The following is a 23,176-nucleotide window of genomic DNA, read 5'->3' on the forward strand; positions in this document are numbered from 1 at the left end:
ACAAGGAGTCAGACTTGAAAAATGGATACAGCAAGAAACCGCAAGCCCTGCTGAGTCGCTGGAGCGAAGCGCTCGGCACCCCTCTTTTCCAAGCCAACCACATCACTCTCGACGCGCTGGTCAACACCCTTGCACCTGCCGCCGAGCGCAGTTTCCAGCGCTTGATCCAGGCGCTGTTCCGCGAAGGTCTGCTGGACGCCGGCGCGCTCGAATACGACGAGCCCCCTCGATGCTGGTTGACCCTCGCCGACCGCACCCGCCTGTGCTTCGACCATCTGCGCCCTGGACGCATGAGCAGTTGGGACCTGCGGGGCGACATCACGGCGTACGGCGATGATCATCCCCCGCACAAGATCCAGTTTCCCTCGGAGCTGCTGAGCCTGCTCAACCATGGCCTCGAGTCGCCTGCCGACGCCGAGGTGCTGCGCCGCCTCAACGAAGAACTCGACGACAGTTTCGCCAACGACACCCTGTGCCTGGCCTTCCACGAGCGCTGGACACTCCAGTTGCATGAATCCATGGACCCGGCGCACAGCGACAATCTGCTGGGCTGGCTCAAGGATGAGCCGAGCATCGCCAACCCCACTTCCCTGCTGGAACAGTGGGGCACGCTGGGCCATCCCTGGCACCCCAACTACAAGACCAAACTGGGCTTGAGCACAGACCAGGTCATCGACTTCTCACCGGAATTCGAAGCCCGTTTCCCGGTGATGCTCTGCGCATTGCACCACCAGTTTGCCCATGTCGAATCACTGGCTGGCACCATGGATTACTGGCAGTGGTGGCAAGCCCACTTCCCCCAGGCCGCGCAACAGTTGACCGCTGAATTGACCCGCCAGGGCCTTGAAGCCGGCGACTACCTGCCGCTACCGGCCCATCCCTGGCAGGCACGCCAGGAGTTGCCGCAGACCTTCGCCAACGAAATCGGTGACCGCCTGCTGGTCCTGACCGATATCGTCGCGTTCACCGCCCACCCGACCATGTCGTTCCGCACCGTATTGCCTGAAGGCCGCCGTGACGCGCCGATGGTCAAGCTGCCGGTGTCACTGCGACTGACCAGCGTGCAGCGCACCGTTTCACCACGCTCGGCGCGCATGGGCCCGCGCATCAGCCACCTGATGCAAAGCATCCTGGCGCGCGAGCCCGGGATCCGGAACATTCTCGGTATCGTTCCCGAACGCATCGGTGTGCATTTCAAGCCACAACCGGTTGACGACGAACGTTCCCGCCACCTGGCCGTACTGTACCGGGACAACCCGCTGAGCCAGTTGCAACCAGGCGAAATGGCCATTCCGGTCGGCAGTCTGTTTGCCATCGACCAGCACGGCCAACCGCTGTTGAGGCAGTGGGTGCGCCTGGCCAAGGGCACGGACGATAGCGCCGCCATGCAATCGTTCTTCCACGACTACGCGTCGATTGCGGTCCCTGCCCTGCTCGGCATGTACCTGCGCTACGGCGTGGCGTTCGAGGCCCACCAGCAAAACAGCTTCATGATCATGGCCGCGGACGGACAGTTGAGCCGCCTGTTGCTGCGTGACTTCGGCGATATCCGGATCGACCGCAAGACCTTGCACGCACAGGGCCTGGACATCGAACTGCATGATCCGAAGATGACCCTGTATGACGATGCCGGCTTCGTGCGCGACAAGCTGCTGCATACGGTCTTCATGTGTCATCTGGGCGAACTGGTGCTGCTCAGCGCCCGCCACTTCGACATCCCCCAGGCCCTGCTCTGGAGTGAACTGGCAACCCAGGTCCGCCAGTGCTTCGACGACTTGCGCGAGCAGGTCGAACCGCAGCGCTGGGCGACCGAGCGCCAGGCCCTGCTGGAACAGGACTGGCCCGCCAAGTCGTTTATGCGCATGCGCCTGCTCGAGAGTCACGCCGATATCGTCGGGCGCCTGCGCAACCCGCTGAGCGTCAACGCCGATGGCAGCTAACGACACGGCGCTGCGGTTGCTGGTCGGGATTCAACTGGTGTCCATGGGGGCCATGGAAATGAGCGGCCCCTTCTGGCCCCTGCAGATCCAGAAGCTGCTCGGTGCCGCCGGTGCCCAGTACACCGGCCTGCTGTCTTCGCTGGTGTACGCCGGGCCGATGATGGCGGCGATGATCCTGACCCCGATGTGGGGGCGACTGGGCGACCGCACCGGGCACAAGCCGATGATCATTCGGGCGCTGCTGGCGTTGGCGGTGTGCCAGGCGCTGGCCGCGATCACCTTCGATCCCTGGCTGCTGGTGGGCATCCGGGTGGTTCAAGGTGCCCTGGCCGGGTTTATCGCGGCGGCCCAGGCCTACGCATTGGCCTGCTGCGGCGCCGGCGGGCGGGGGCAGATTCTCGCCCGCCTGCAATCGGCCACGGCGGTCGGCTCGCTGGCCGGGCCGGTGCTGGGCGGCTGGTTGATGGATATCTCGGGGTTCGCCTTGCTGTGCTACAGCGCTACCGCGATTTGCCTGTTGTGTGCGGCGATCAGTCTGTTTTTACCCAGTGACACACAGCGTGCGCCGGCCAAGCAAAAACCGGCGCACGCAGCGCTGCCCAAGGGTTGGCTGGGGGCCATGCTCGGGGTCATCGTGCTGATCCAGGCCGCCAAGATGATGCCGCAACCGTTCTATGCCTTGTACGTGGCGGACGTCCTGCACGCGCCTGGATGGTTGATCGGCGCCAGCTATGCCGCCAGTGCCGCCACCCTGGCCTTGTCCGCGCCGCTGTGGGGACGACTGTTCGACCGCCATCAGCCCGCGCACACCTTGCGGGTCATCGAATGGGTTGCCTGGGCCTGTGCCCTGACCCTGGCCTTTACCGCCGTGGCCAGCGAATGGATGGGCTTTCTCGCCAGCCGGCTGCTGTGGGGCGTGTGGCAAGGCGCGCTGCTGCCCGTCGCCTACACCTTGATCGCCAACACCGTTGCCCCCAGCCAGCAAGGCTTTGCCCTGGGCCTGGGCAACAGCGCCGCCAAAGCCGGCGCGTTGTGCGGGGTTTTGCTGGGGGGCATCGGCATGGGAATCGTCGGCGTGGCCCACAGCTTCTGGCTCGTCGCCCTCACCTACGCCATTGCCGCCCTGGGTATCCGCGCCATCCGATCATTTTCACGAACGCCGGAAACCGGCGTTTTATCGACCCACACTTCTGCGAATCAAACAAAGAAAGAGCCATGAAAAAAATACAACTTTCCATCCTCCTGCCCTTTATCGGCTCGCTGAGCACACCGGCCTGGGCCGATCAGAGCGAACCCGCCCAGGCGGCACCCGGTACCCTGCAACTGCAGGAAATGGTGGTGTCCGCCACCCGCAGCGAAACCAGCATTGCCTCGATTCCAGGCTCCGTGCAGGTGATCAACGAAGAGCAGATCCGCCAGCAGACCGGTGCCGGTCGGCGGGTCGCGGATATCCTCGGGCAACTGGTGCCGGGCATCTCCCCTTCCACCGGTGGCATGAGCAACTTTGGCCAGACCCTGCGCGGACGCAACACGCTGATCCTGATCGACGGGGTCTCCCAGAACGCGACACGGGACAACTACCGCCAGCTCAACAGCATCGCCCCGGAAAGCATCGAGCGCATCGAAGTGGTGTCCGGCGCCAGCAGCGTCTACGGCGCGGGCGCGTCGGGCGGCATCATCAACATCATCACCAAGCGCAACAAGGGTGAGGAACTGGCGTTCAGCAGCAAGATCGGCATGACCACCGGCAACAACCTCAACAACAAGGGCTTCTCCTACGAAGCCTTCCAGAGCGCCACGGGGCACAAGGACGCGCTGGACTGGTACGTGTCGGCCAACACCGTGCAACGCAACGACCAGTTCGACGGCAACGGCAACCGCATTCCCCAGGACACGTCCCAGGGCAGCAACATGGACACCAGCACCTACGACCTGCAAGGTCGTTTCGGCTACGCGCTGGATGCCGACAAGAAGATCAGCCTGTCGCTGCAGGACTACAAGGACCAACAGGACACCGACTACACCAAGGACCCGCGCATCACCAACAATGCCGTCGCGGTAAAAGGCCTGAAGCTGGATGACCAGCCCTACACCCATAACCAGGCGGTCAACCTCAACTACACCGACAAGGATTTCCACGGTCAGGGCCTGCAGGTCGAAAGCTACTGGCGGCGTGCCGATGCGCTGTTTTTCCCGGACCTGTCACGGGGCCTGGCCGGAGTCTCCGACAACAACAGCATCCAGGATGTCTACGGCCTGCGGGCGGCGATCGAAAGCAAGATGCCGGACATCGGCCCGGCCACCGGCACACTGGTCTGGGGCGCCGACTATGATCACGAAACCTCGCGCCAACGCGGCGATCAGTACCGGGTCAATGGGCTGACCTACACCAAGACCGGTACCACCTTTGAAATGGGCCCGGACACCGTGACCGCCACCAAGGCCATTTTCGGCCAGCTGTCCTACGACGTCGGCGACTGGACCTTGCGTGGCGGGGTGCGTCGCGAATGGATCGAAAGCGAGATCGCCGACAGCATCGCCTATGGCGAAATCGTCCAGACCGGCAATCGCGCAACGCTGCCCGGCGGCACCCTGAATTACAACGACACGCTGTACAACCTCGGGGCGGTCTATCACCTCAACGAAAACCAGGACCTGTTCGCCAACTTCAGCCAGGGCTTTTCCCTACCGGATATCCAGCGCTTCCTGCGTGACGTCAGCAGTACCTACAACATCCATGACCTCAACGCCCAGGCCATCAAGGTCAACAGCTATGAACTGGGCTGGCGTGGCAACTGGGACAAGTGGCAGGCCAGCGTCACCGCGTACGAAAACACCTCGGACGTCACCCAGTTCTATGATGCCAACAACCGCGTGCTGCGTCTGATCAACCAGAAGGAACGCGTGCGCGGCGTGGAAACCAGCCTGAGCTACAACGTGACGGATCAATGGTCGGTGGGCGGCACTTACGCTTACGCCAAGGGCGAGACCGATCAGAACGGCAAATGGATCGACCTGCCGGCCACACGTATTTCCCCGGCCAAGACCACCGCCTTCGTCGGTTATGAGCACGGCGACTACAACCTGCGCCTGCAAGGCATGCGCCTGTCGGACTACGACGCGGCCTTCAAGGACAACAACGGTCGCGATATCAAGGGCTACACGTTGTTCGACCTGCTGGGTTCGGTAGCGTTGCCGGTGGGTCGCCTGGAAGGTGGTGTCTACAACCTGACGAACCGTAACTACCAGAACATGTTCGCCCAGGCCAATGCCCGCGCGCCTTATCCGAATGCTGAAGGCCGGACCTTGAGCGTGAGTTACGCGGTCGATTGGTAAAACGCGGCTCTCTGGAGCGTCAGTCTTGAACCCTTGCAGTGGACTGCCCCCCCCCCTGGGACACCTGACTGAGGGTCATCGGCGCAATGGCAGAGCCTGCCAGGGCAGCGGCCTGCAACGCGGTGGTGCACAGCATGGTCCTGTGCTGGGCGATGCCGGCCCAGGCATCCCGATTGAGCGCCAGAATGCCCCGGGCATAGGCCAGGATGAGCGAAAATCCTGGCTTGCCGCTCATTTCGCTTATCAGGCCAACCGCAATCGGCGTTGATGGGACAAACCCGCCTGCAAGGCAAACGCAACTATTACCGTAGAGGGTGCGGAAAAACTGCTCAGGGCACTGCCGGAAAACATTAATGCAAGCCCCAGGGCAGTCGAGCCAAACCAGGCCGTCAAGCCCACTGGATTGAATGTCGCAACGCGTTCCAGCGCCGCGATATCACTGCGGCCGTAGAGAATCTGCGCCAATGCCACGCCGACCCAGGCCACCACGAAAATGCCCTGATAGGCCAATGCCTTGAGCAAGTAGGCAAATACGTCGGCGAGCATCAAGCCATAAACGATCACCCCGACCGCCAGCGCCCACATCAGGTACGAACCGCGGATGCCAAAACGCCCAAAGAATGCCTGCATGTTCAGTGTCGCCAAGTAGTAATTGGCCGTGTTGATCCGGGTTTGCGTGGCCCAGACAAACAACAGCCCCCACAGGCCCATCAACTGCAGGATCGCCATCACCACCGAGACTTCGTTCAGTGCCCCTTCATGGGGAATGCTGCTGACCAGGTAAATGCCCGCCGCGCCGTTGAGCAGAAAGGTCACCCCATAGAACGGCATGCCGAAGTTCCAGCGACCGTGATACTGCGCATCCTCAGGCTTGCCGAAACGGGCGTAATCGAAGGTGAACAGCATCAAGACCCAGACGCCCATATAGGCGCCGAAGCAATCCCACCAGCCGAACGCATTGGGCGTTGCCGGGCCGAAATCCAGCCATTGCGGCTGATAGCCATAACGACCGATCGACAAGCCCACCGCCACCAGCAAGCCGCCCAGATACACCGGCAGCAACACACCGTTGAGCTTGTCCAACCAGTGCTGCACGCTGCCCAGAATCATCGGCACGCTGTACAACACCACCAACAATGCGGCCAGCGGATAGACCAGTTCCGGGTACAGATGATGGAGGGCCACGGCAATAACCGAACCTTCAAACACTGCGTAATAGATGGCGGTTGAAAAGAAGATCAACGTTGCCAGACAGGCCCCCGTACTGCCGAACAGTAACCGTGAAAACAACGCCACCGACAGACCGCTGCGGATCGCGAAGCGACTGAGCACGCTGTTGACCAGTCCATAGCTGATCACCGACAGGACCATGCCAATCAGCGCGTTGCGAGCGCCGTAAGACAACGCCAGCGAAGCGCCCACCACGATGTAGAACATCGCACTGCACACGGCCCACCAGGCCATGGTCAGGGACAGTCGCCCCATGCGCGCTGTCGGCGGAACAGGGTGATTGGCCGGGTCTTGCCCGGTTTGACTCGATTGCGATAAAGCAGCCATCTGCGTGAACTCCAGGACCAGTCAAGGATTGAAGCGCGGGCAGCCGCCACCACACCCACGTGTGGTATTGGCTTACCGTTTGGCATTACCCGCGCGATGCGGCGGGCAGAATCAGGAAGGGAACAGCTTGCTCAGGCAACTGAGCTTTTTCTTATAGGATCGTCGCGCTTCCAGCGCCTCCTCCAGGGTGACCGCTGTGAAGCGGGCCTTCTGGTTCGGTTGCATCTGGCCAATCAAATCGAGGTCGGCACTGATCACCGTGCCGATCATCGCGTAGCCACCACCGGACACCGCGTCGCGGTGCAGGACGATGGGTTCTAGCCCGGCAGGCACCTGGATCGAGCCGATCGGATAGCAACTGTCGACGATGTTCGACGGGTCGGAGCCGGCCCCGAACGGTTGCTCACGGGGTTGAAAACCCAGGGCGCTGCCGCCCTTGAAGCGATAACCGATGCGGTCGGCTTCCGAGCCTACCGTCCACGGCTCGGCGAAAAAGCTCTTCGCCGCGGAGTCGGTCAGGCGTTCGTAGTACAGACCCGGCACGACGCGCAGGGTGATTTCGCCCCCCAACGACTGCCGTAACGCCATGGGCAAACTGGTTCCGGCGCGGCCCTTGCCACCGGCCATGCCGACGGGCAGCTCATCGCCGGCCACCAGCCTGCGCCCTTCAAAACCACCGAGCGCGCCCAGCGCATAGGTAGATCGACTGCCGAGGACCAGCGGTACGTCAATGCCGCCGGCCACGGCCAGATAGGTGCGAGCGCCAACCCTGGGGAAGTCAAAGCGCAGTACCTGGCCGGCCTTCACCGTGAACGCGGTGTCTTGATGCTTCTCCACGCCGTCGACCCGCGGCGTCATGTGCGCACCGCACACCGCCACCAGGGCGTCTTGCTGAAACTCCAGTTCCGGACCCAGCAGCGTGCATTCCAGCGCGGCGGCACCTGCCGGGTTACCGACCAATTGGTTGGCGGCACTCAGGGCGTATTGATCCAGCGCACCGGAAGGCGGAATGCCCAGGTGGTAATAACCTTCACGGCCCAGATCCTGGACGGACGTGGCAAGACCGGGTTTGAGTACCTTGATCATGCCAGCACCTCCTGCAACGACTTGGCATAGCCCACGGGATCGGCCAGAAAGGCGTCCAACGAGAACTCCAGCGGACGAATTCGCAGATCGAAACGCCCGGCCTCCACTTCGTCCACCGCCTGGTCATACGCCTCGCGGCTCATCGGTTTGAACTGCACGATGTCACCGGGGCGGAAAAACACCATGTGCTCTTTCAGGTAGGCCAGCTTCTGCTGAGGGTCATAGATCGGTGCCGGCGTGACCCCAAACATTTGATAACCACCGGCGCCGCGTACCGAGTAAATGCAGCCAAAGCAACCGCCGTGCCCCAGGGTCAATTTCGGGGTGTCGGTGCGTGGGCGCAGGTATTTGGGCACCTGCAACTGACGCTCACGCTCAACCATCTGGAACATGAACGGCAGCCCCGCGACGAAACCGACCATCGAGACGAACCAGGGTGCACCGCTGTGGGCCGCGATGAACGCGTCGACGTCCGCCAGGCCGTTGATCCGCGCGGCGTACTCCAGGTCGGTGACACTCGGGTCCTGATGACGGTCGCGAAAGCGCATCAGCGTTTCGTGTGTCCAGGGGTCGTTGTAGAGCACCGGAATCTCGATGATGCGTGTGTGCAGGGTGCGCTCGGCGACCGCTTCGGCCTCGGCCTTCTTTACGGCTTCGAGCAAGGTATGAGGGGCAATGCGGTCCGGGTCAAACCGGATCTGGAATGAGGCATTGGCCAGGCACACATCGAGCACACCCTCGAGCGCCAGACGCTCCACTGCACGAGTGACCGCCATGCCCTTGAAGAATGCTTCAAGAGACATGCTGTCGCTGACTTCGGCAAACAGATGCTCGTCAGCGCCAAAGCTGTAGCGGATCGAATGACTCATGCTTCACCTCCACTGCGGCGCTCGGCCAGCCAGGCTTCCAGGGTGCCGGTGTGAAAGTCGGCGCTGTGCAGCCACGGTTGCTCCAACAGCTCGCCGTGCAGCGACAAGGTGCTGGCCATACCGGCAAGCGTGGTCTGCTGCACCGCTGTTCGGGCCCGGGCCAACGCCTCGGCGCGATCAGCGCCATGCACGATCAGCTTGGCCAGCAGCGAGTCATAGTACGGTGGAACGCGATAACCCTGATACAGATGAGTGTCGACACGCACGCCTTCACCGTGCGGCCAGACGAGTGCCTCGACCAGACCCGGGCTGGGAAAGAAATCCCGCGCGGGGTCTTCAGCGTTCAAGCGCATTTGCAGCGCGGCACCGTTGAGCCGGATATCGCTCTGCTTGAAGCCCAAGGGCTCACCGCCGGCAATGCGCAACATGGCCTGTACCAGATCGATACCGGTGATCAGTTCGCTGACCGGGTGCTCAACCTGGATTCGCGTGTTCATCTCGATAAAGAAGAACTCACCCGTCGCGTCGTCATACAGGTACTCCAACGTCCCGGCGCCCTTGTAGCCCAGGGACTCCGTCAGGCGCACGGCACTGGCGCAGAGCGTCTCGCGTTGTTGCTGGCTGAGTACCGGCGATGGTGCTTCTTCAAAGATCTTCTGGCGCCGACGTTGCAGCGAGCACTCACGTTCAAACAAGTGCACGGCGTGCTGACCGTCGCCCAACACCTGCACCTCGATGTGTCGGGCCTTGCTGATGAAGCGCTCCAGATACACCGCGCCATTGCCAAACGCCGCCTGGGCTTCGCGCTGGGAACGGAGAAATTCCTCGCTCAGTTGCCGAGGGTTTTCCGCCAGGCGAATACCCCGCCCGCCGCCACCGGCCGAGGCTTTGATCAGCAGCGGGAAACCGACTGACTCTGCCGCCTTCAGTGCCGACTCGACATCGAACAGCTCGCCGGGCGAGCCTGGGACCACCGGTACCCCGGCTTCTTGAGCCGTGCGCCGCGCCTCAGCCTTGTCGCCCATGCGCCGGATGGTGTCCGGGCTGGGTCCAACGAAAATAGCGCCGGCCCCAAGGACGGCCTCGGCAAAGTCCGCGTTCTCCGAGAGAAAACCGTAGCCTGGATGTACCGCGTTGGCCCCCGTGGCGCGCAAGGCGCCCAGCAATGCCGCGACATTGAGGTAACTTTTATCAGCGCGGGCCGGGCCGAGAACGTGCACCTCGTCGGCCATGCGCGCGGCCTGGGAATCGATGTCCGCTTCGCTGCAGGCGGCAACGGTGGGGATACCCAGCGCCTGGGCAGCGCGGATAATCCGCACGGCGATCTCGCCACGGTTCGCGATCAGTAGTTTACGAATGCCTTGAGTCATGATCGCCCCCTCACTCGCCGTCGAGTGTTGCGATGACCTGACCCGGCTCCACCGGATCGCCGTCTTCCACCAGAAATACGCCAAGGCGACCCGCTGCCCCGGCGGTCAGTTCGGAAAACTGCTTCATGACCTCGATCAAGCCAATCACTGTATCGGCGCTGACCTGCGCGCCCTCCTCGACGAAATTCGCCGACTCCGGGGTGGCTTTGCGATAGAAGGTCCCGGGCAATGGGGTAATTACAGAGTGTTCGGCCATGTCTGTTCCTCTTGGAATAGTTGTAGAAAGGCAGGCAAAAATGAAAGAGTGTTCAAACCCTGGCGTCTCGGCGCCGGGTGTTTCGTAAAAGGTCAGCGCGGTGCGCGAACGTTGATCCCGACGCTATCGAGCGCCTTGCGAGTGGTTTCAACCAATGCCAGTGCCCCCGGCGTATCGCTGTGCAAACAGATGGAGTCGAACTCGATCGCCAGATCCTGTCCCTCGACCGTGCGCACCACGCCTTCCTGGCAGGCACGCACCACCCGGGCGGCGACCTGGGCCGGATCGTAAGCACGCACGTTGCGGGTAAAGACGATGGAACCGCTGAGGTCGTACTCCCGGTCGGCGTAGAACTCGCGAATCACCGGCTGACCCAATTCGTTGGCGACGCGCCAGATCACCGAGCCGGGCATGCAATACAGCAGCAACTCAGGCTCCAGAAGCTGGAGGTTTTCCACCAGCAGACGAGCCGCCTCCTCGTCCCGGGCCAGGTGCATGTAAAGCGCGCCATGGGGTTTGATGTGTTGCAGCGCTACACCTTGAACCCGAGCCAGTTCACGCAGGGCACCCAACTGATAAAGCATGTCGTCGACCAGTTCCTGTGCCGGGGCGTTGATGTGCCGACGGCCAAAACCCACCAGGTCGCGGAACCCCGGATGTGCGCCGATGCCCACGCCCAGGCGCTTGGCCTGCTCGACGGTACGGCGCATGGTGCTGGGGTCGCCGGCATGAAAACCGGTCGCGATGTTGGCCGAGCTGATAAAGCCCATCAGTTCATGGTCGACGCCATCGCCGATGGTCCATGGGCCAAAACCTTCGCCCATGTCCGAGTTGAAATCTACTGCCTGCATGCCGCTTGCTCCTGACACTTGTGACTTCATGCAGGCCACGTTAGATTCCAGGCACCCCCCTTGGGAAGATCTATTAACAGATAGGGTATCTTCTGAAAAACAGATACCCCATCGTTCGGAGTGCTCATGTCACTGACCCTGCGCCAGATCCGTTATTTCGTCGCCACCGCCGAGATCGGGCAAATATCCCAAGCAGCAATTCATTTGAATATTTCCCAGTCGGCCGTCACGACGGCGATCAAGGAACTGGAAGCCATGCTCGGCACGCTGTTGTTCCAGCGTTCGGCCCAGGGCATGAGCCTGACCGATGCCGGGCGGCACTTTCTCAACCGGGCCTACGTGATTTTGCGCAGCGTCGACGACGCCCTCAACAGTCCGCTGCCCGACATTCGCGCCAGTGGGTTGTTACGGGTGGCCGCCAGCTATACCGTGATCGGCTACTTCCTGCCGCACCATCTGCAACGGCTTGAACACTGGCATCCGGACGTGGCCATCGAGGTCCACGAACAAGAACGGCAAGCCATCGAACAGGGCCTGCTGGAAGGTCGATTCGACATGGCCGTGGTGCTCACTGCAAACCTCACTCACCCGGATATCGTTTCGGAAATTCTCTTCAACTCGGAACGTCGACTTTGGCTGCCCAGCCATCACCCACTGTGCGAACGCGCGGCCGTCAGCCTCGCCGATGTCGCGAAAGAGCCCTATATCCTGTTGACCGTCGATGAAGCCGAGCAAAGCGCCATGCGCTATTGGGAACACGCGCACCAACAACCCAACGTGCGGGTGCGTACCAGCTCGGTGGAAGCCGTACGCAGCATGGTTGCCAATGGCAGCGGCGTGGCAATCCTCTCGGACCTGGTGCACCGGCCCTGGTCCCTGGAAGGCAAACGCATCGAAACCCTGACGGTCACCGACAAGGTCACCCCGATGAGCGTCGGCCTGGCGTGGCATCGCGAACGTGATTTCAGCCCGGCGATGCACGCATTCCGTAATTACTTCCACGATGCGTTTCTGGCGCCGCAACAACTTTCTGCACGACGTTGAACATAACGAAAACCGTGGCGCGTAGAGTCGACTCGGGATACGGGCTCGGGAGTACGTAAGGCGTCAACACCTGAGGGTGTCGATCACTATTACCTGCCACGTAATTGAGCAGCATGAATGCGACCTATAGATTCATTCAACGCGACTCAACCATGACTCGCGTCATGAAACTTGGAGAAACAAACATGCTCAATTTCAAAATTTATACAGTCGAGTCTGCTCCACAACAATCGAAACCCGCTCTGGAGACCTTGCAACAAGCCTTTGGTTTTATCCCGAATATTGCAGGCGCAATGGCCGGTTCTCCGACGCTGATCAACAGTTTCATTAGCGTTTTTCAAAACGCACACCGTGGAGGTTTCACGGAAGATCAACTCCAAACGTTGCTGCTGACGAATGCCGTGACAAACGCCTCATCGTGGCCCGTTGCTTTTCACACTTTCCTTGCCTTGAAGGAAGGCCTGGACCCTGCCGACGTGGAAGCGATACGTGCTGGGCGTCCTCCCAGGAATACGAAACATGCCGCACTGTCCAACTTAGCGAAGAGCCTTATCGAAGCGCGCGGTCATGTCAGCGAACAAACGTTACACGCTTTTCTTGACGCGGGGTTCAACAACGAACAGGTTCTGGAAGTGATCAATGTGGTTGCTGCATCGGCCATCACCAATTACGTCGCAAGCGTAACCCATCCACCGTTGGAGGAATCGTTCCAGGCCCATGCCTGGAACCAGTGAATATCGACGCTTGCCTGGGTGGATGAGCTTATAATTCAGCGACGCCGTTGATAGTCCCCATGGGTATTTTTATAGTTAGGCACACCCCAGATGACCCCAGCGAACCGAAAAGAAAAATCACCGCCCAGCCAACTCGGAGAGTTGCTACGTCAATGGCGGGGAGCCCGGGGTAAAAGCCAGCTTGATCTATCGTTGGATACTGGGGTGTCACAACGTCATATCAGCTTTATTGAAAGTGGTCGCAGCGTTCCCGGGCGAAAAACCTTGATGGACCTTGCGCAGGTATTGGATGTTCCGTTACGCGAGCGAAACGGACTGCTCCTGGCAGCGGGCTATGCGCCGATCTACTCCGAAGCCGCCTGGGATTCGGGGGAAATGCAACACGTCAACAAAGCACTGGAACGTATATTGAGGCATCACAATCCCTACCCTGCGATAGTGATGGATCGATACTGGAATGTCTTTATGGCAAACGAGTCGTCTCTGCGTTTTTTCAATAATTTTATTGATATGAATGCTCGCAGAGGCCCTCGCAACATCTTGCATCTTATGTTTGATCCGGAGGGTATGCGCCCCTTCATCATCGGATGGGAGCGCGTGGCGAAAAGCCTGCTTCAACGGGTTTTACGCGAATCGGTCGGTCGTGTGATAGATGATAATACGAAAGAACTGCTTGCCTCATTACTCGCTTACCCGAAGGTTGAGACCGAATGGCAAAAGCCTTTGCTCGGTACGGACGCAAACGATATTTTACCAGTCATACCATTGAGCTTTGTGAAAGACGGTGTGATTTTCAACTACTTCTCGATGGTGTCCACCGTGGGCACCCCTCAAACCGTCGCGGCTCAGGAGTTGCGGGTCGAGTGCCTGTTTCCGGCCGATGACATAACAGAGCGTCATCATGATTCACTCATGGCTCTGGCCCCTAGCCCTCCCGCAAGCGTGTGAGGTCACGGATACCGGTCCTGCACGCCTTTGCTCGGTAATATTCGGCATCACTTCTTGCTTGATAAAGCAGATAACACCCGCTAAGGCACCTCCATCCAAGTACAACTTTCCGATACTTATCTCTTAAATCAACCACTTATACAGTGAAAACGCCTGTAGTCCGCTTTTTATACTTCCCATCCCGCTGATCTCGCAGGTGTTGCCCTGCAAGACCGGTCGCCCAAAAAGTCGACCCGGTTGAGCGAGTACGGGCTATCCGTCGGTACTTCCAACGCTCGGTGGTTTATATCCAATAACAAGATGAGGTTGTATTTCTATGCGCGCAGACAACCATCTGCCCAACGGGGGGACTGCTCAAGGCGGTCCGCTCAAACGTGAACTGGGTGAACGACATATTCGTTTGATGGCCCTCGGCGCCTGTATCGGTGTCGGGCTATTCCTCGGTTCGGCCAAGGCCATTCAAATGGCCGGTCCGGCCATCATGCTGTCCTATATCATCGGCGGCCTGGCGATCCTGGTGATCATGCGCGCCCTGGGCGAAATGGCGGTACATAACCCCGTCGCCGGCTCGTTCAGCCGTTATGCACAAGATTACCTGGGCCCGTTGGCGGGATTTCTCACCGGCTGGAACTACTGGTTCCTGTGGCTGGTGACCTGCGTGGCGGAAATCACCGCGGTGGCGGTGTACATGGGCGTCTGGTTCCCCGATGTGCCGCGCTGGATCTGGGCCCTCGCCGCCCTGGTCAGCATGGGCACGGTCAACCTGATCGCGGTGAAAGCCTTCGGTGAGTTCGAGTTCTGGTTCGCCCTGATCAAGATCGTCACCATCATCGCGATGGTAGTGGGCGGGATCGGTGTGATCGCTTTCGGTTTCGGTAACGATGGCGTGGCACTGGGGATTTCCAATCTGTGGAACCATGGCGGCTTTATGCCGAACGGCGTCACCGGCGTGCTGATGTCGTTGCAAATGGTGATGTTCGCCTACCTGGGCGTGGAAATGATCGGCCTGACCGCCGGAGAAGCGCGCAACCCGGAGAAGACCATTCCCCAGGCGATCGGCTCGGTGTTCTGGCGCATCCTGCTGTTCTACGTGGGGGCCTTGTTCGTCATCCTGTCGATCTACCCCTGGGGCGAAATCGGTACCCAGGGCAGCCCCTTTGTCATGACCTTCGAGCGGCTGGGCATTAAGACCGCTGCCGGCATCATCAACTTCGTGGTGATCACCGCGGCGCTCTCCTCCTGCAACGGCGGGATCTTCAGCACCGGGCGCATGCTCTACAGCCTGGCACAGAACGGCCAGGCGCCAAAAACCTTCGGCAAAACCGCCGGCAACGGTGTGCCGCGCAATGCGCTGCTGTTGTCCATCGCGGCGTTGTTGCTGGGTGTACTGCTGAACTACCTGGTGCCGGAAAAGGTCTTCGTCTGGGTCACCTCGATTGCCACCTTTGGTGCGATCTGGACCTGGGCGATGATCCTGCTGGCCCAGCTCAGGTTTCGCAAAGGCCTGAGCGCAGCGGAACGTGCAGGCCTGAAATACCGCATGTGGCTGTACCCGATCAGCTCCTACCTGGCATTGGCGTTCCTGGTGCTGGTGGTGGGCCTGATGGCCTATTTCCCGGACACCCGCGTGGCGCTCTACATAGGACCGGCGTTCCTGGTGCTGCTGACGGTGCTGTTCCATGTATTCAGGTTGCAACCAGCCAATTCCCCCCGAGGTGCTGTGCGCTTGGCCCCTTGATGGTGTAACGCGAGGAAAAACAGAAGCCTTGGCCAAAGGATCGCACTGCTGCTGCCCCAGGAGCAGCAGTGCGCGCTGGCGACTCCCCATTGAATGCAGGCGCATAACTCGTTTTTTCCGACTTCCTGGCCCACCTGTACTAGCCTCTTGGACAGCTCAAGCATTTTCCTGGAAACGAGGAAGCCCGTATGCGCCTTAGAAATCTCAATGTAGCCCCGCGCTCAGCGCTGTTTTTCGCCTTGATCATTGCCTTGGTTTTTATCCTCGGCGCAGTCGCGGTAGTGCAGATGGGCGGCCTGCGGGACTCGGAAAAAGATGTCGAAATCAATTGGATGCCCAGCGTCCGACAAACGGCATTGATGAGCCTTGGGGTGATGCGCCTGAGACTCGAAGTCCAGCGCAGCATTGCTGACCCCGAAGGTATTCAAAAGACGGCTGAAGCCTTCCCGGGCTTCCGAAAGGCTTTCATGGAGGCGGTGGCCAATTATGAGCCTCTGGTTGCGAGCGACCAGGAGCGCGCGCTTTATCTGAAGGTAAAGGCATCCGCCGAGGCGTACTCCAGGCAGTTGGACAGTCTCGAACCACTGATGAAACGCGCTGACTTGCCTGCGATAGCCAGCCTGAATGCGACAAGCATCCGGCCTATCACCACCTTGATGGAGGGGCAGATCAAAGACCTGACCGACATCAATAACGAGGGCGCGGCACTGGCGGGTCGAAATGCAGCCCATCTCTACTCCACGGGACTTTGGCTGGTTGTCGGTCTGATTGCAGGTGTAGTGATTCTGACTGTCGGGTTGGCAATAGTTCTGACCAGGAGCATCACCTCCCCCATCAGCGATGCCTTGTCCGTCGCCGAGCGTATCGCCAGTAGCGACCTGTCAAAGGAAGTACGGGTGAGCGGGACCGATGAAGCCGGACGACTGTTGAAAGCACTGGCGCAGATGCAGAAAAACCTTCGCAATACCATTGTGCAGATCTCCGAGTCCTCCACCCAACTGGCCTCCGCGGCCGAGGAAATGACAGCAGTCACCGAGGAGTCCAGCCGAGGCCTTGTTTCACAAAACGACGAAGTCAATCAAGCCGCTACGGCCGTCACCGAGATGAGTGCTGCGGTTGATGAGGTCGCGCGTAACGCGGAGTCAGCCTCCGAAGAGTCCAGGCGCACCCAGGGCTTTACCGAGGTTGGCCTGAAGCGGGTGGCTCAGACATTGAAATCCATTCAAAAGCTGAGCGGTAATGTTGAAAACACCAGCGAGCAGATTCAAGGTCTGTCAAATCAGGCCCAGGGTATCAATAAAGTCGTCGAAGTGATTCGGGCGATCGCGGAGCAGACCAACCTTCTGGCGTTGAACGCCGCCATTGAAGCCGCACGAGCCGGTGAACAAGGGCGTGGTTTTGCGGTGGTTGCCGACGAGGTCAGGGCTTTGGCCCACCGAACCCAGCAATCGACCCAAGAGATCGAGCAGATGATTGCGGCGATTCAGAACGATTCGGAGCACGCCGTGGAAGCCATGAATACCAGCAAAGCATTGGCAACCGAATCCCTTGGCGTGGCTCAAGAAGCCAGTAGCTCCCTGGATCAGATTGCCAGCGCCATGATTCAGATCAATGAACGTAGTCTTCTGATCGCGACCGCTTCTGAAGAGCAGGCCCACGTGGCCCGTGAGGTCGATCGCAACCTGGTCAGTATCCGCGAGCTTGCCGCACAGAGCTCCGCAGGCGCCAGCCAAACGGCCAGTGCCTGCAATGAGATGTCAAAACTGGCGGTCAATCTCAATCAGTTGGTGAATCGCTTCGTGGTGTGAAAGGCGGACCACTCAGGATTTGGCACCCAGTTCCGCGGAAATCCGTGCGGCGGCGCTTTTGATCTGCGGGATCAACTCGGCCATTTTCTCCAGTGGCATATAGGGCACCGTACTGGCGATACTGATACCGGCAACGATTTTCCGGCTGGCATCCCGTATAGGCGCGGCCACACAACGGATCGACGGTTCATTGTCTTCCAGGTCGAAGGCATAGCCCCCCGCCACATACTCCTGCATGCGCGCACGGAACTGCTCCCAGGTCTGTTCCACATGCTGGGGCCACAGGGCGTTCTTGCCGCCCACCGGCAGGCTGATCTGATACAGGCGCTGCCATTCTTCCGGCGAGCAATCGAGCATCAGCGCCTTGCCGATCCCGGTCCGCGCCAGCGGCATGCGATGGCCGACCCGCGAACGCATTTCCGGGCCATTGCGCCCCGGATTCTTGTGCAGATACAGCACGTCATCGTCTTCACGAATGGCCAGGTGGATGGTGTCGCCGGTCAGCGCCGACAATTCATCCAGGAATGGCGTAGCCAGGGTCACCAGCGGCAGGGCTTCGCGGGCCTGGAAACCCAGCTCGATCAGCTTCGGTCCCAACAGATAGCCGACTTGCGGCACCACCCGCAGATAGCGCTCGTCCACCAGGCAACTGGCCAGGCGATGGGTGGTGCTGCGCGTGGTCCCAATCAGCCGGGCAATCTCCTTGAGATCCCGGGCGCCGTTGGCCACCGCCTGCACCACGCCCAGGCCCCGGAGCAGCGTCTGGGTGCCGGTGGGTGCAGAGTCCTTGGCGTTTTTCAGGGTGTCGTCCAGCATATGCAGCCTTATAAAAGGGTCTACGAAAACGAAGGTCATTATGGCCGCTCACTGGCCCGCCTGCATGTCACTTTTCAGGCCTTCCGCTCACTGCGCCGAGAAGCGGATCAAGGTGGTCTGGCGATAGACCTCCCCCGCCTCGATCCAGGCCCGGGGAAAACCGGGTTGGTTGATGCCATCGGGACAGTTCTGGGTCTCCAGGGCAAAACCGGCCCAACGCGGATAAGGCTTGCCCGCCTTGCCCTGAGCGCTGCCGTCGAAGGCATTGCAGGTATAGAACTGCACCCCGGGCTCGGTGGTGTGCAACTGCAATCTGCGACCGCTTTGGGGATCGTGGATATCGACGGCCAATCGGCTCAGATCACCCTCGGCATCCAGCCTCCAGTGATGATTGAAGCCCTGCTGCGCGGCACCGCTGATGCGCAATTGCGGATGGTCATCGGTGATGTGCCGGCCAATCGGCGTGGCCTGGCGAAAGTCCATCGGCGTACCGGCCACAGGCGCCATCTCATCGCGGGGTATCAGTTGCTCCGTTACCGGCAGGTAATGGCTGGCATGGAGCGTCGCCACCTGCGAGAGGATATCGCCGTTACCCGCGCCGGCCAGGTTGAAGTAGGCATGCTGGGTCAGGTTGACCGCCGTCGGTGCATCGCTGACCGCCTGATACTCGATGCGCAGCTGGTTGTCATCGTCGAGGCTGTAGGTGACCTGGGTCCGCAGGTTGCCGGGAAAACCCATTTCGCCGTCGACGGACAGGTAACTGAGCTTCACACCCACCCAATCGCTGCCCTGGACGGGCTGCGCCTCCCAGACCTTCTTGTCGAAACCGTCGGGGCCGCCATGCAAGGCATTGGCGCCGTCATTGAGCGGTACCTGATAAATCCGCCCCGACAACTCGAACCGACCTCCCGCCAGCCGATTGGCGTAACGCCCGATCAGCGCGCCCAGGTACAAACGCTGATGCCGCTGATAGCCCGCGATATCGTCGAAGCCCAGCACCACATCCTCGTAGCGGCCGTTTCTGTCCGCCACCAGCAGCGCCTGGAGAATGCCGCCGTAGGTCAGCACACTGGCCTGCATGCCGTGACGGTTGCCCAGTTGGTACTTGTGCACCGGCGTACCGTCCTCCAGATGACCGAAGAGACTTTCCCGGCAGGTCAATTCCGGCACTGGCGTACTGTTCATCCCCGCGCCCTCAGCGTTGCTTGAGGCGGTCGATGATCACCGCCCCGAGAAGAATCGAACCGCGAATGACGTACTGGTAGAAGGTATCGATATTCTTCAGGTTCATCGCGTTCTCGATGATCGCCAGAATCAGCACGCCGGCAATCACATGGCGGATCAGCCCGATCCCGCCGCTCAGGGAAACCCCGCCGAGCACACAGGCGGATATCACCGTCAGCTCGAAACCCTGGCCGATCATCGGCTGGCCCGAGGTCATGCGCGAGGCCAGGATCACCCCGGCCAGGGCCCCGATCAGCCCATGCACGGCGAAGATGATGATCTTGGTCCGGTCCACGTTCACGCCGGCCAGCAGCGCGGCTTCCGGGTTACCGCCGATGGCCATGGTGTTGCGACCATAGGTGGTGTAGTTGAGCAACCAGCCGAAAAAGATGAAGCACAGCACGGTGATCAAAATCGGCACCGGCACACCGAACAGCTGGCCGTTGCCGAAGACGAAGAAGCCTTCGTCCATCACCCCGACGGCCTTGCCATTGGAGAAGATATAGGCCAGCCCGCGCACGATCTGCATGGTTGCCAGGGTGGTGATCAGTGCGTTGACCCGCAGCTTGGCGATCACGATCCCGTTGATCAGGCCCACGCACAGCCCCATGGCCAGCGCCGCCGAGACCCCGAAAAACACGCTGTCGGTATCACGAATGACAATCCCGGCCACCACCCCCGCACAGGCGATCACCGAACCGACCGACAGGTCGAAGTGCCCCGAGGCCAGGCAGAACAACATGGTGCAGGCGGCAATCCCCGTGGTGGAAATCGCCAGGCCCAGGCCGCGCATGTTCAGGGAGGACATGAAGTTATCGATAAACAGCGCGCAGAGCACAAAGATCCCGATGGCTGCGAGCAGCATCACCCAATCATCGAAGAACTTGCGCTGATTGAAGCCGAGCCAGAATGCGTGTGTATTTTTGACCTGTGACATAGACACCTCAATAGGTTTTCAGTCCCGCGAACGCGGGAGGGCCAGTTGCAACAGACTGGCTTCGTCGGCTTCGCTGCGTAACCGTTCACCGGTAATCGCGCCTTCGCTCATGACCAGGATGCGGTCGGAAATGCCCATGACCTCCATCAGGTCGCTGGACACCACGATCACCGCAATACCCTGCTCGGCGAGGTTGTAGATGATCTTGTAGATCTCGGCCTTGGCACCGATATCGATGCCGCGAGTCGGCTCATCGAGCAGCAGCACTTTCATCGGCATCGACAGCCAGCGCCCCAGGATCGCCTTCTGCTGGTTGCCACCGGACAGGTAGAGGATCGGTTGGCTGGCCGAAGGCGTACGGATATTCAGCGCGGCGATTTGCTGTTGGGCATTGTCCCGCTCCCAAGCGCCGCGGATCAGCCAGCCGAAGCCGGCGTGATGAGTCCGGGCGCTGATATTGATGTTCTCCGCCACACTGGCACGGGGCACGATGCCTTCCTTCTTGCGATCCTCCGGACACAGCAGCACCCCCGCCGCAATGGCATCACGCGGCGATTTGAACGCCACCGTCTGCTCATCCAGCACCAGTCGTCCAGCCTTGCTGCGGGACAGGCCGGCCAACAGCCGCAAGAGTTCGGTGCGCCCGGCGCCGACCAGGCCGAACAGCCCGAGTATCTCGCCCTTGTTCACGCTGAAACTCGCCGGTTCCAATACGCCCGGCCCGAGCAGGCCTTCGACCCGCAGGGCCTGGCCACCTTGCGGGCGAGGACGGTAGTCGTAGATGTCCTTGATATCGCGCCCGACCATGCTGCTGACCAGCCGGTCGATGCTCAGCTGTTGCATGTCCTCGAAGGTGCAGACAAAACGGCCGTCCTTGAACACCGTCACCGCATCGCAGATGCGGAACACCTCTTCCATGCGATGGGAGACATACAGAATCACCCGCCCCTCATCCCGCAGCCGGGCAATGATCAGCATCAGCCGCTCGATCTCCCGCGCCGACAGGCTGCTGGTGGGTTCATCGAAGGCAATCACATGGGCATTACGCGACATGGCCTTGGCAATCTCGATCATTTGCCGCTGGCCCAGGGACAGGCTGCCCAACCGCGCATTGGGATCGATCTCGTCGGCCAGGCCCTTGAGCAGCTGGCGGGCGCTGCGCACCATTTCCCGGCGATTGACCATGCCCAGGCGCGAGGGCATGTGTCCCAGCAGCAGGTTTTCGGCCACGGTCATTTCCGGCACCAGATGCAGTTCCTGGTGGATCACCGCGACGCCATGGGCAATGCTGTCGGCCGCCGACCTGAAACTCATGACCTGCTCGCCGATCTGCAGGTTGCCGCTGTTGGGCGAATAGAACCCGCCGAGGATCTTCAACAGGGTCGACTTGCCCGCGCCGTTCTCGCCCATCAGCGCATGCACGCTGCCGGGCCGCGCCTCGAAACTGATCTGCGCCAGCGCCCGTACCCCGGGAAACTCCTTGCCGATGCCGTTGAAGCGCAGGCTCGCGGCCGCCTTCGAGTGTTCCAACATAACCTATCTCCCGCACCGGGCCGCGCACTGCGCAACCCACAGGGTGGACGTCAGGTGCAAGGTCCAGCCCTTGCGCCGAAGGCGTGTCATTTCCACAGCCCGATCTTGGTCAGCTCTTGCTGGAAGTTGGCGCGGGTAATCAAGGTCACGGTATCCAGGGCGGTGTACTTGGCCGGTTCCTTACCGGTGCTGACCCAGGTAAACATCTGGCTGGCGGTTTCATAACCCGAGGTATCGGGACTCAACAGCATCGAACCGTAGAAGCCGCTGTCGGCCTTCTTCAGCTCGCCGATGGCATCGGTGCCGTTGATGCCGACACCGATCACATTGGCCGCCTTGAAACCGGCGCTTTCGGTGGCCCGCACGCCGCCCAGCACGGCACTGTCGTTCATACCGCCGACGATCAGGTTCTTCGCCGTGCCCGGCAGCTTGACCAGGGCCGAGTTGGTGGAGTCCATGCTGCCAGGGACATCGAGGGTTTTCTGCGCCGTGAAGAGGATATGGTCCGCCGGCAGGCCCGCGGCCTTGAGTGCGTCGACCGAACCGTCGGTGCGCTTCTTGCCAGTATCCAGTTCGTCGAAGGTGTTGATCACCGCGTAAGTGGCGCTCCAGTCCCAGCCGCGTTTTTTCGCTTCATCGGCCATCGCCGTGCCTTGCTTCTGGCCGATCTTGAACGCCGCCAGGCCGACATAAGGAACGTCTTCCATGGGCTTGCCGTGGGCATCGACAAAGCGGTCATCGACGGCCAGGACTTTCAGGTCGTTAATCTTGGCCTTGGCCATGATCGCCGGGCCCAGCGAGGTGTCCGGCGGGCAGATGACAAACCCCTTGGCGCCGCTGGCGGCCAGGGTATCGATGGCCGCCAGGGTCTTCTCGCCATCGGGCACGGCGATCTTGATCACCGTGAAACCCTTGTCCTTGCCGGCCTTTTCGGCAAAGGCCCATTCGGTCTGGAACCAGGGCTCCTCGGCCTGCTTGACCAGAAAGCCGATCTTTACTTCTTCGGCCGAGACCCAACCGCTGAAACTGCTGGCGGCGACCAGCGCCGCGGCGCAGGTCAGAGAGCGGATGTTGCGCTGAATAAACATAAGTAACCCTCTTGTTGTTATTGGTTCGTTACGTACGGAAA

19 protein-coding genes and 1 pseudogene are annotated in these 23,176 nt (G+C 60.7%); 8 read left to right on the top strand and 12 right to left on the bottom strand.

The genetic code is table 11. The features are described from left to right. Positions 1-14 precede the first annotated feature (14 nt). The 3 genes from M5C71_RS03430 to M5C71_RS03440 are packed head-to-tail and all read left to right on the top strand — an operon-like array spanning position 15 to position 5,276. Positions 15-1,940, top strand: coding sequence for an IucA/IucC family protein (locus M5C71_RS03430; protein ID WP_177100572.1), 1,926 nt, complete (start codon positions 15-17; stop codon positions 1,938-1,940). Beyond that, positions 1,930-3,159: an MFS transporter gene (locus tag M5C71_RS03435; RefSeq protein WP_177100574.1), complete on the top strand. Its 1,230-nt coding sequence runs from the start codon at positions 1,930-1,932 to the stop codon at positions 3,157-3,159. The genes M5C71_RS03430 and M5C71_RS03435 overlap by 11 nt, the downstream gene beginning before the upstream one ends. Further along, positions 3,156-5,276, top strand: coding sequence for a TonB-dependent receptor (locus M5C71_RS03440; protein WP_248767195.1), 2,121 nt, complete (start codon positions 3,156-3,158; stop codon positions 5,274-5,276). The genes M5C71_RS03435 and M5C71_RS03440 overlap by 4 nt, the downstream gene beginning before the upstream one ends. A 55-nt stretch (positions 5,277-5,331) precedes the next feature. On the opposite strand, the pseudogene M5C71_RS03445 reads toward M5C71_RS03440, so the two are convergent. The 7 genes and pseudogenes from M5C71_RS03445 to M5C71_RS03475 form a co-directional block, all read right to left on the bottom strand. Then, positions 5,332-5,460, bottom strand: a pseudogene (locus M5C71_RS03445) (LysR family transcriptional regulator); the annotation flags it as partial. A 59-nt stretch (positions 5,461-5,519) separates the two neighbouring features. Beyond that, the gene (locus M5C71_RS03450) at positions 5,520-6,833 is read right to left on the bottom strand and encodes an allantoin permease (protein ID WP_152740374.1); all 1,314 of its coding nucleotides are present in this window, start codon (positions 6,831-6,833) and stop codon (positions 5,520-5,522) included. Between the two features lie 111 nt (positions 6,834-6,944). Continuing rightward, on the bottom strand, positions 6,945-7,919 hold the full coding sequence (locus tag M5C71_RS03455) for a biotin-dependent carboxyltransferase family protein (RefSeq protein WP_248767196.1): 975 nt from the start codon (positions 7,917-7,919) through the stop codon (positions 6,945-6,947). Further along, the gene (locus M5C71_RS03460; protein ID WP_248767197.1) at positions 7,916-8,788 is read right to left on the bottom strand and encodes an allophanate hydrolase subunit 1; all 873 of its coding nucleotides are present in this window, start codon (positions 8,786-8,788) and stop codon (positions 7,916-7,918) included. Before M5C71_RS03460 ends, M5C71_RS03455 begins: the two co-directional genes overlap by 4 nt. Continuing rightward, positions 8,785-10,158 (bottom strand): acetyl-CoA carboxylase biotin carboxylase subunit, encoded by a 1,374-nt coding sequence (locus M5C71_RS03465; RefSeq protein ID WP_248767198.1) that lies wholly within the window; start codon positions 10,156-10,158, stop codon positions 8,785-8,787. The genes M5C71_RS03460 and M5C71_RS03465 overlap by 4 nt, the downstream gene beginning before the upstream one ends. 10 nt (positions 10,159-10,168) lie before the next feature. Beyond that, the gene (locus M5C71_RS03470; RefSeq protein ID WP_152740370.1) at positions 10,169-10,414 is read right to left on the bottom strand and encodes an acetyl-CoA carboxylase; all 246 of its coding nucleotides are present in this window, start codon (positions 10,412-10,414) and stop codon (positions 10,169-10,171) included. 92 nt (positions 10,415-10,506) lie between these two features. Next, on the bottom strand, positions 10,507-11,265 hold the full coding sequence (locus M5C71_RS03475; protein WP_152740369.1) for a 5-oxoprolinase subunit PxpA: 759 nt from the start codon (positions 11,263-11,265) through the stop codon (positions 10,507-10,509). Between the two features lie 126 nt (positions 11,266-11,391). Between M5C71_RS03475 and M5C71_RS03480 the strand changes: the two genes are divergently transcribed. The 5 genes from M5C71_RS03480 to M5C71_RS03500 all read left to right on the top strand — a co-directional run bounded on the left by M5C71_RS03480 (position 11,392) and on the right by M5C71_RS03500 (position 17,537). Further along, complete coding sequence (locus M5C71_RS03480; RefSeq protein ID WP_152740368.1) at positions 11,392-12,309, top strand: LysR family transcriptional regulator; 918 nt, start codon at positions 11,392-11,394, stop codon at positions 12,307-12,309. Positions 12,310-12,494: 185 nt separating this feature from the next. Continuing rightward, positions 12,495-13,043, top strand: a complete 549-nt coding sequence (locus M5C71_RS03485) for a carboxymuconolactone decarboxylase family protein (RefSeq protein WP_177100589.1) — start codon at positions 12,495-12,497, stop codon at positions 13,041-13,043. A gap of 90 nt (positions 13,044-13,133) precedes the next feature. Then, the gene (locus tag M5C71_RS03490) at positions 13,134-13,991 is read left to right on the top strand and encodes a helix-turn-helix transcriptional regulator (protein ID WP_248767199.1); all 858 of its coding nucleotides are present in this window, start codon (positions 13,134-13,136) and stop codon (positions 13,989-13,991) included. 316 nt (positions 13,992-14,307) lie between these two features. Then, positions 14,308-15,729: an amino acid permease gene (locus M5C71_RS03495; protein WP_248767200.1), complete on the top strand. Its 1,422-nt coding sequence runs from the start codon at positions 14,308-14,310 to the stop codon at positions 15,727-15,729. A 188-nt stretch (positions 15,730-15,917) separates the two neighbouring features. Next, a complete protein-coding gene (locus tag M5C71_RS03500; protein WP_248767201.1) occupies positions 15,918-17,537 on the top strand; it encodes a methyl-accepting chemotaxis protein in 1,620 nt (539 codons plus the stop codon). A gap of 12 nt (positions 17,538-17,549) precedes the next feature. Here M5C71_RS03500 and M5C71_RS03505 read toward each other — a convergent pair whose 3' ends face one another. The 5 genes from M5C71_RS03505 to M5C71_RS03525 form a co-directional block, all read right to left on the bottom strand. Beyond that, positions 17,550-18,353: an IclR family transcriptional regulator gene (locus M5C71_RS03505; protein WP_103496636.1), complete on the bottom strand. Its 804-nt coding sequence runs from the start codon at positions 18,351-18,353 to the stop codon at positions 17,550-17,552. Between the two features lie 87 nt (positions 18,354-18,440). Continuing rightward, entirely contained in the window at positions 18,441-19,538 is a 1,098-nt protein-coding gene (locus tag M5C71_RS03510; RefSeq protein WP_248767202.1) for an aldose epimerase family protein, read from the bottom strand. A 10-nt stretch (positions 19,539-19,548) separates the two neighbouring features. Further along, a complete protein-coding gene (araH, locus tag M5C71_RS03515) occupies positions 19,549-20,514 on the bottom strand; it encodes an L-arabinose ABC transporter permease AraH (RefSeq protein WP_103496638.1) in 966 nt (321 codons plus the stop codon). A gap of 18 nt (positions 20,515-20,532) precedes the next feature. After that, on the bottom strand, positions 20,533-22,047 hold the full coding sequence (araG, locus tag M5C71_RS03520; RefSeq protein ID WP_248767203.1) for an L-arabinose ABC transporter ATP-binding protein AraG: 1,515 nt from the start codon (positions 22,045-22,047) through the stop codon (positions 20,533-20,535). Between the two features lie 86 nt (positions 22,048-22,133). After that, positions 22,134-23,135 (bottom strand): substrate-binding domain-containing protein, encoded by a 1,002-nt coding sequence (locus M5C71_RS03525; protein WP_177100601.1) that lies wholly within the window; start codon positions 23,133-23,135, stop codon positions 22,134-22,136. Between the last annotated feature and the right edge of the window lie 41 nt (positions 23,136-23,176).

Origin of the sequence: Pseudomonas sp. MWU12-2345 (genome assembly GCF_023242385.1) — a bacterium.
GTDB classification, from domain to species: domain Bacteria; phylum Pseudomonadota; class Gammaproteobacteria; order Pseudomonadales; family Pseudomonadaceae; genus Aquipseudomonas; species Aquipseudomonas gingeri_D.

Coding starts and splice junctions, on each gene's coding strand:
- M5C71_RS03435 (WP_177100574.1), top strand. CDS start 1,930: ATGGCAGCTAACGACACGGCGCTGCGGTTGCTGGTCGGGATTCAACTG.
- M5C71_RS03440 (WP_248767195.1), top strand. CDS start 3,156: ATGAAAAAAATACAACTTTCCATCCTCCTGCCCTTTATCGGCTCGCTG.
- M5C71_RS03450 (WP_152740374.1), bottom strand. CDS start 6,833: ATGGCTGCTTTATCGCAATCGAGTCAAACCGGGCAAGACCCGGCCAAT.
- M5C71_RS03455 (WP_248767196.1), bottom strand. CDS start 7,919: ATGATCAAGGTACTCAAACCCGGTCTTGCCACGTCCGTCCAGGATCTG.
- M5C71_RS03460 (WP_248767197.1), bottom strand. CDS start 8,788: ATGAGTCATTCGATCCGCTACAGCTTTGGCGCTGACGAGCATCTGTTT.
- M5C71_RS03465 (WP_248767198.1), bottom strand. CDS start 10,158: ATGACTCAAGGCATTCGTAAACTACTGATCGCGAACCGTGGCGAGATC.
- M5C71_RS03470 (WP_152740370.1), bottom strand. CDS start 10,414: ATGGCCGAACACTCTGTAATTACCCCATTGCCCGGGACCTTCTATCGC.
- M5C71_RS03475 (WP_152740369.1), bottom strand. CDS start 11,265: ATGCAGGCAGTAGATTTCAACTCGGACATGGGCGAAGGTTTTGGCCCA.
- M5C71_RS03480 (WP_152740368.1), top strand. CDS start 11,392: ATGTCACTGACCCTGCGCCAGATCCGTTATTTCGTCGCCACCGCCGAG.
- M5C71_RS03485 (WP_177100589.1), top strand. CDS start 12,495: ATGCTCAATTTCAAAATTTATACAGTCGAGTCTGCTCCACAACAATCG.
- M5C71_RS03490 (WP_248767199.1), top strand. CDS start 13,134: ATGACCCCAGCGAACCGAAAAGAAAAATCACCGCCCAGCCAACTCGGA.
- M5C71_RS03495 (WP_248767200.1), top strand. CDS start 14,308: ATGCGCGCAGACAACCATCTGCCCAACGGGGGGACTGCTCAAGGCGGT.
- M5C71_RS03500 (WP_248767201.1), top strand. CDS start 15,918: ATGCGCCTTAGAAATCTCAATGTAGCCCCGCGCTCAGCGCTGTTTTTC.
- M5C71_RS03505 (WP_103496636.1), bottom strand. CDS start 18,353: ATGCTGGACGACACCCTGAAAAACGCCAAGGACTCTGCACCCACCGGC.
- M5C71_RS03510 (WP_248767202.1), bottom strand. CDS start 19,538: ATGAACAGTACGCCAGTGCCGGAATTGACCTGCCGGGAAAGTCTCTTC.
- araH (WP_103496638.1), bottom strand. CDS start 20,514: ATGTCACAGGTCAAAAATACACACGCATTCTGGCTCGGCTTCAATCAG.
- araG (WP_248767203.1), bottom strand. CDS start 22,047: ATGTTGGAACACTCGAAGGCGGCCGCGAGCCTGCGCTTCAACGGCATC.
- M5C71_RS03525 (WP_177100601.1), bottom strand. CDS start 23,135: ATGTTTATTCAGCGCAACATCCGCTCTCTGACCTGCGCCGCGGCGCTG.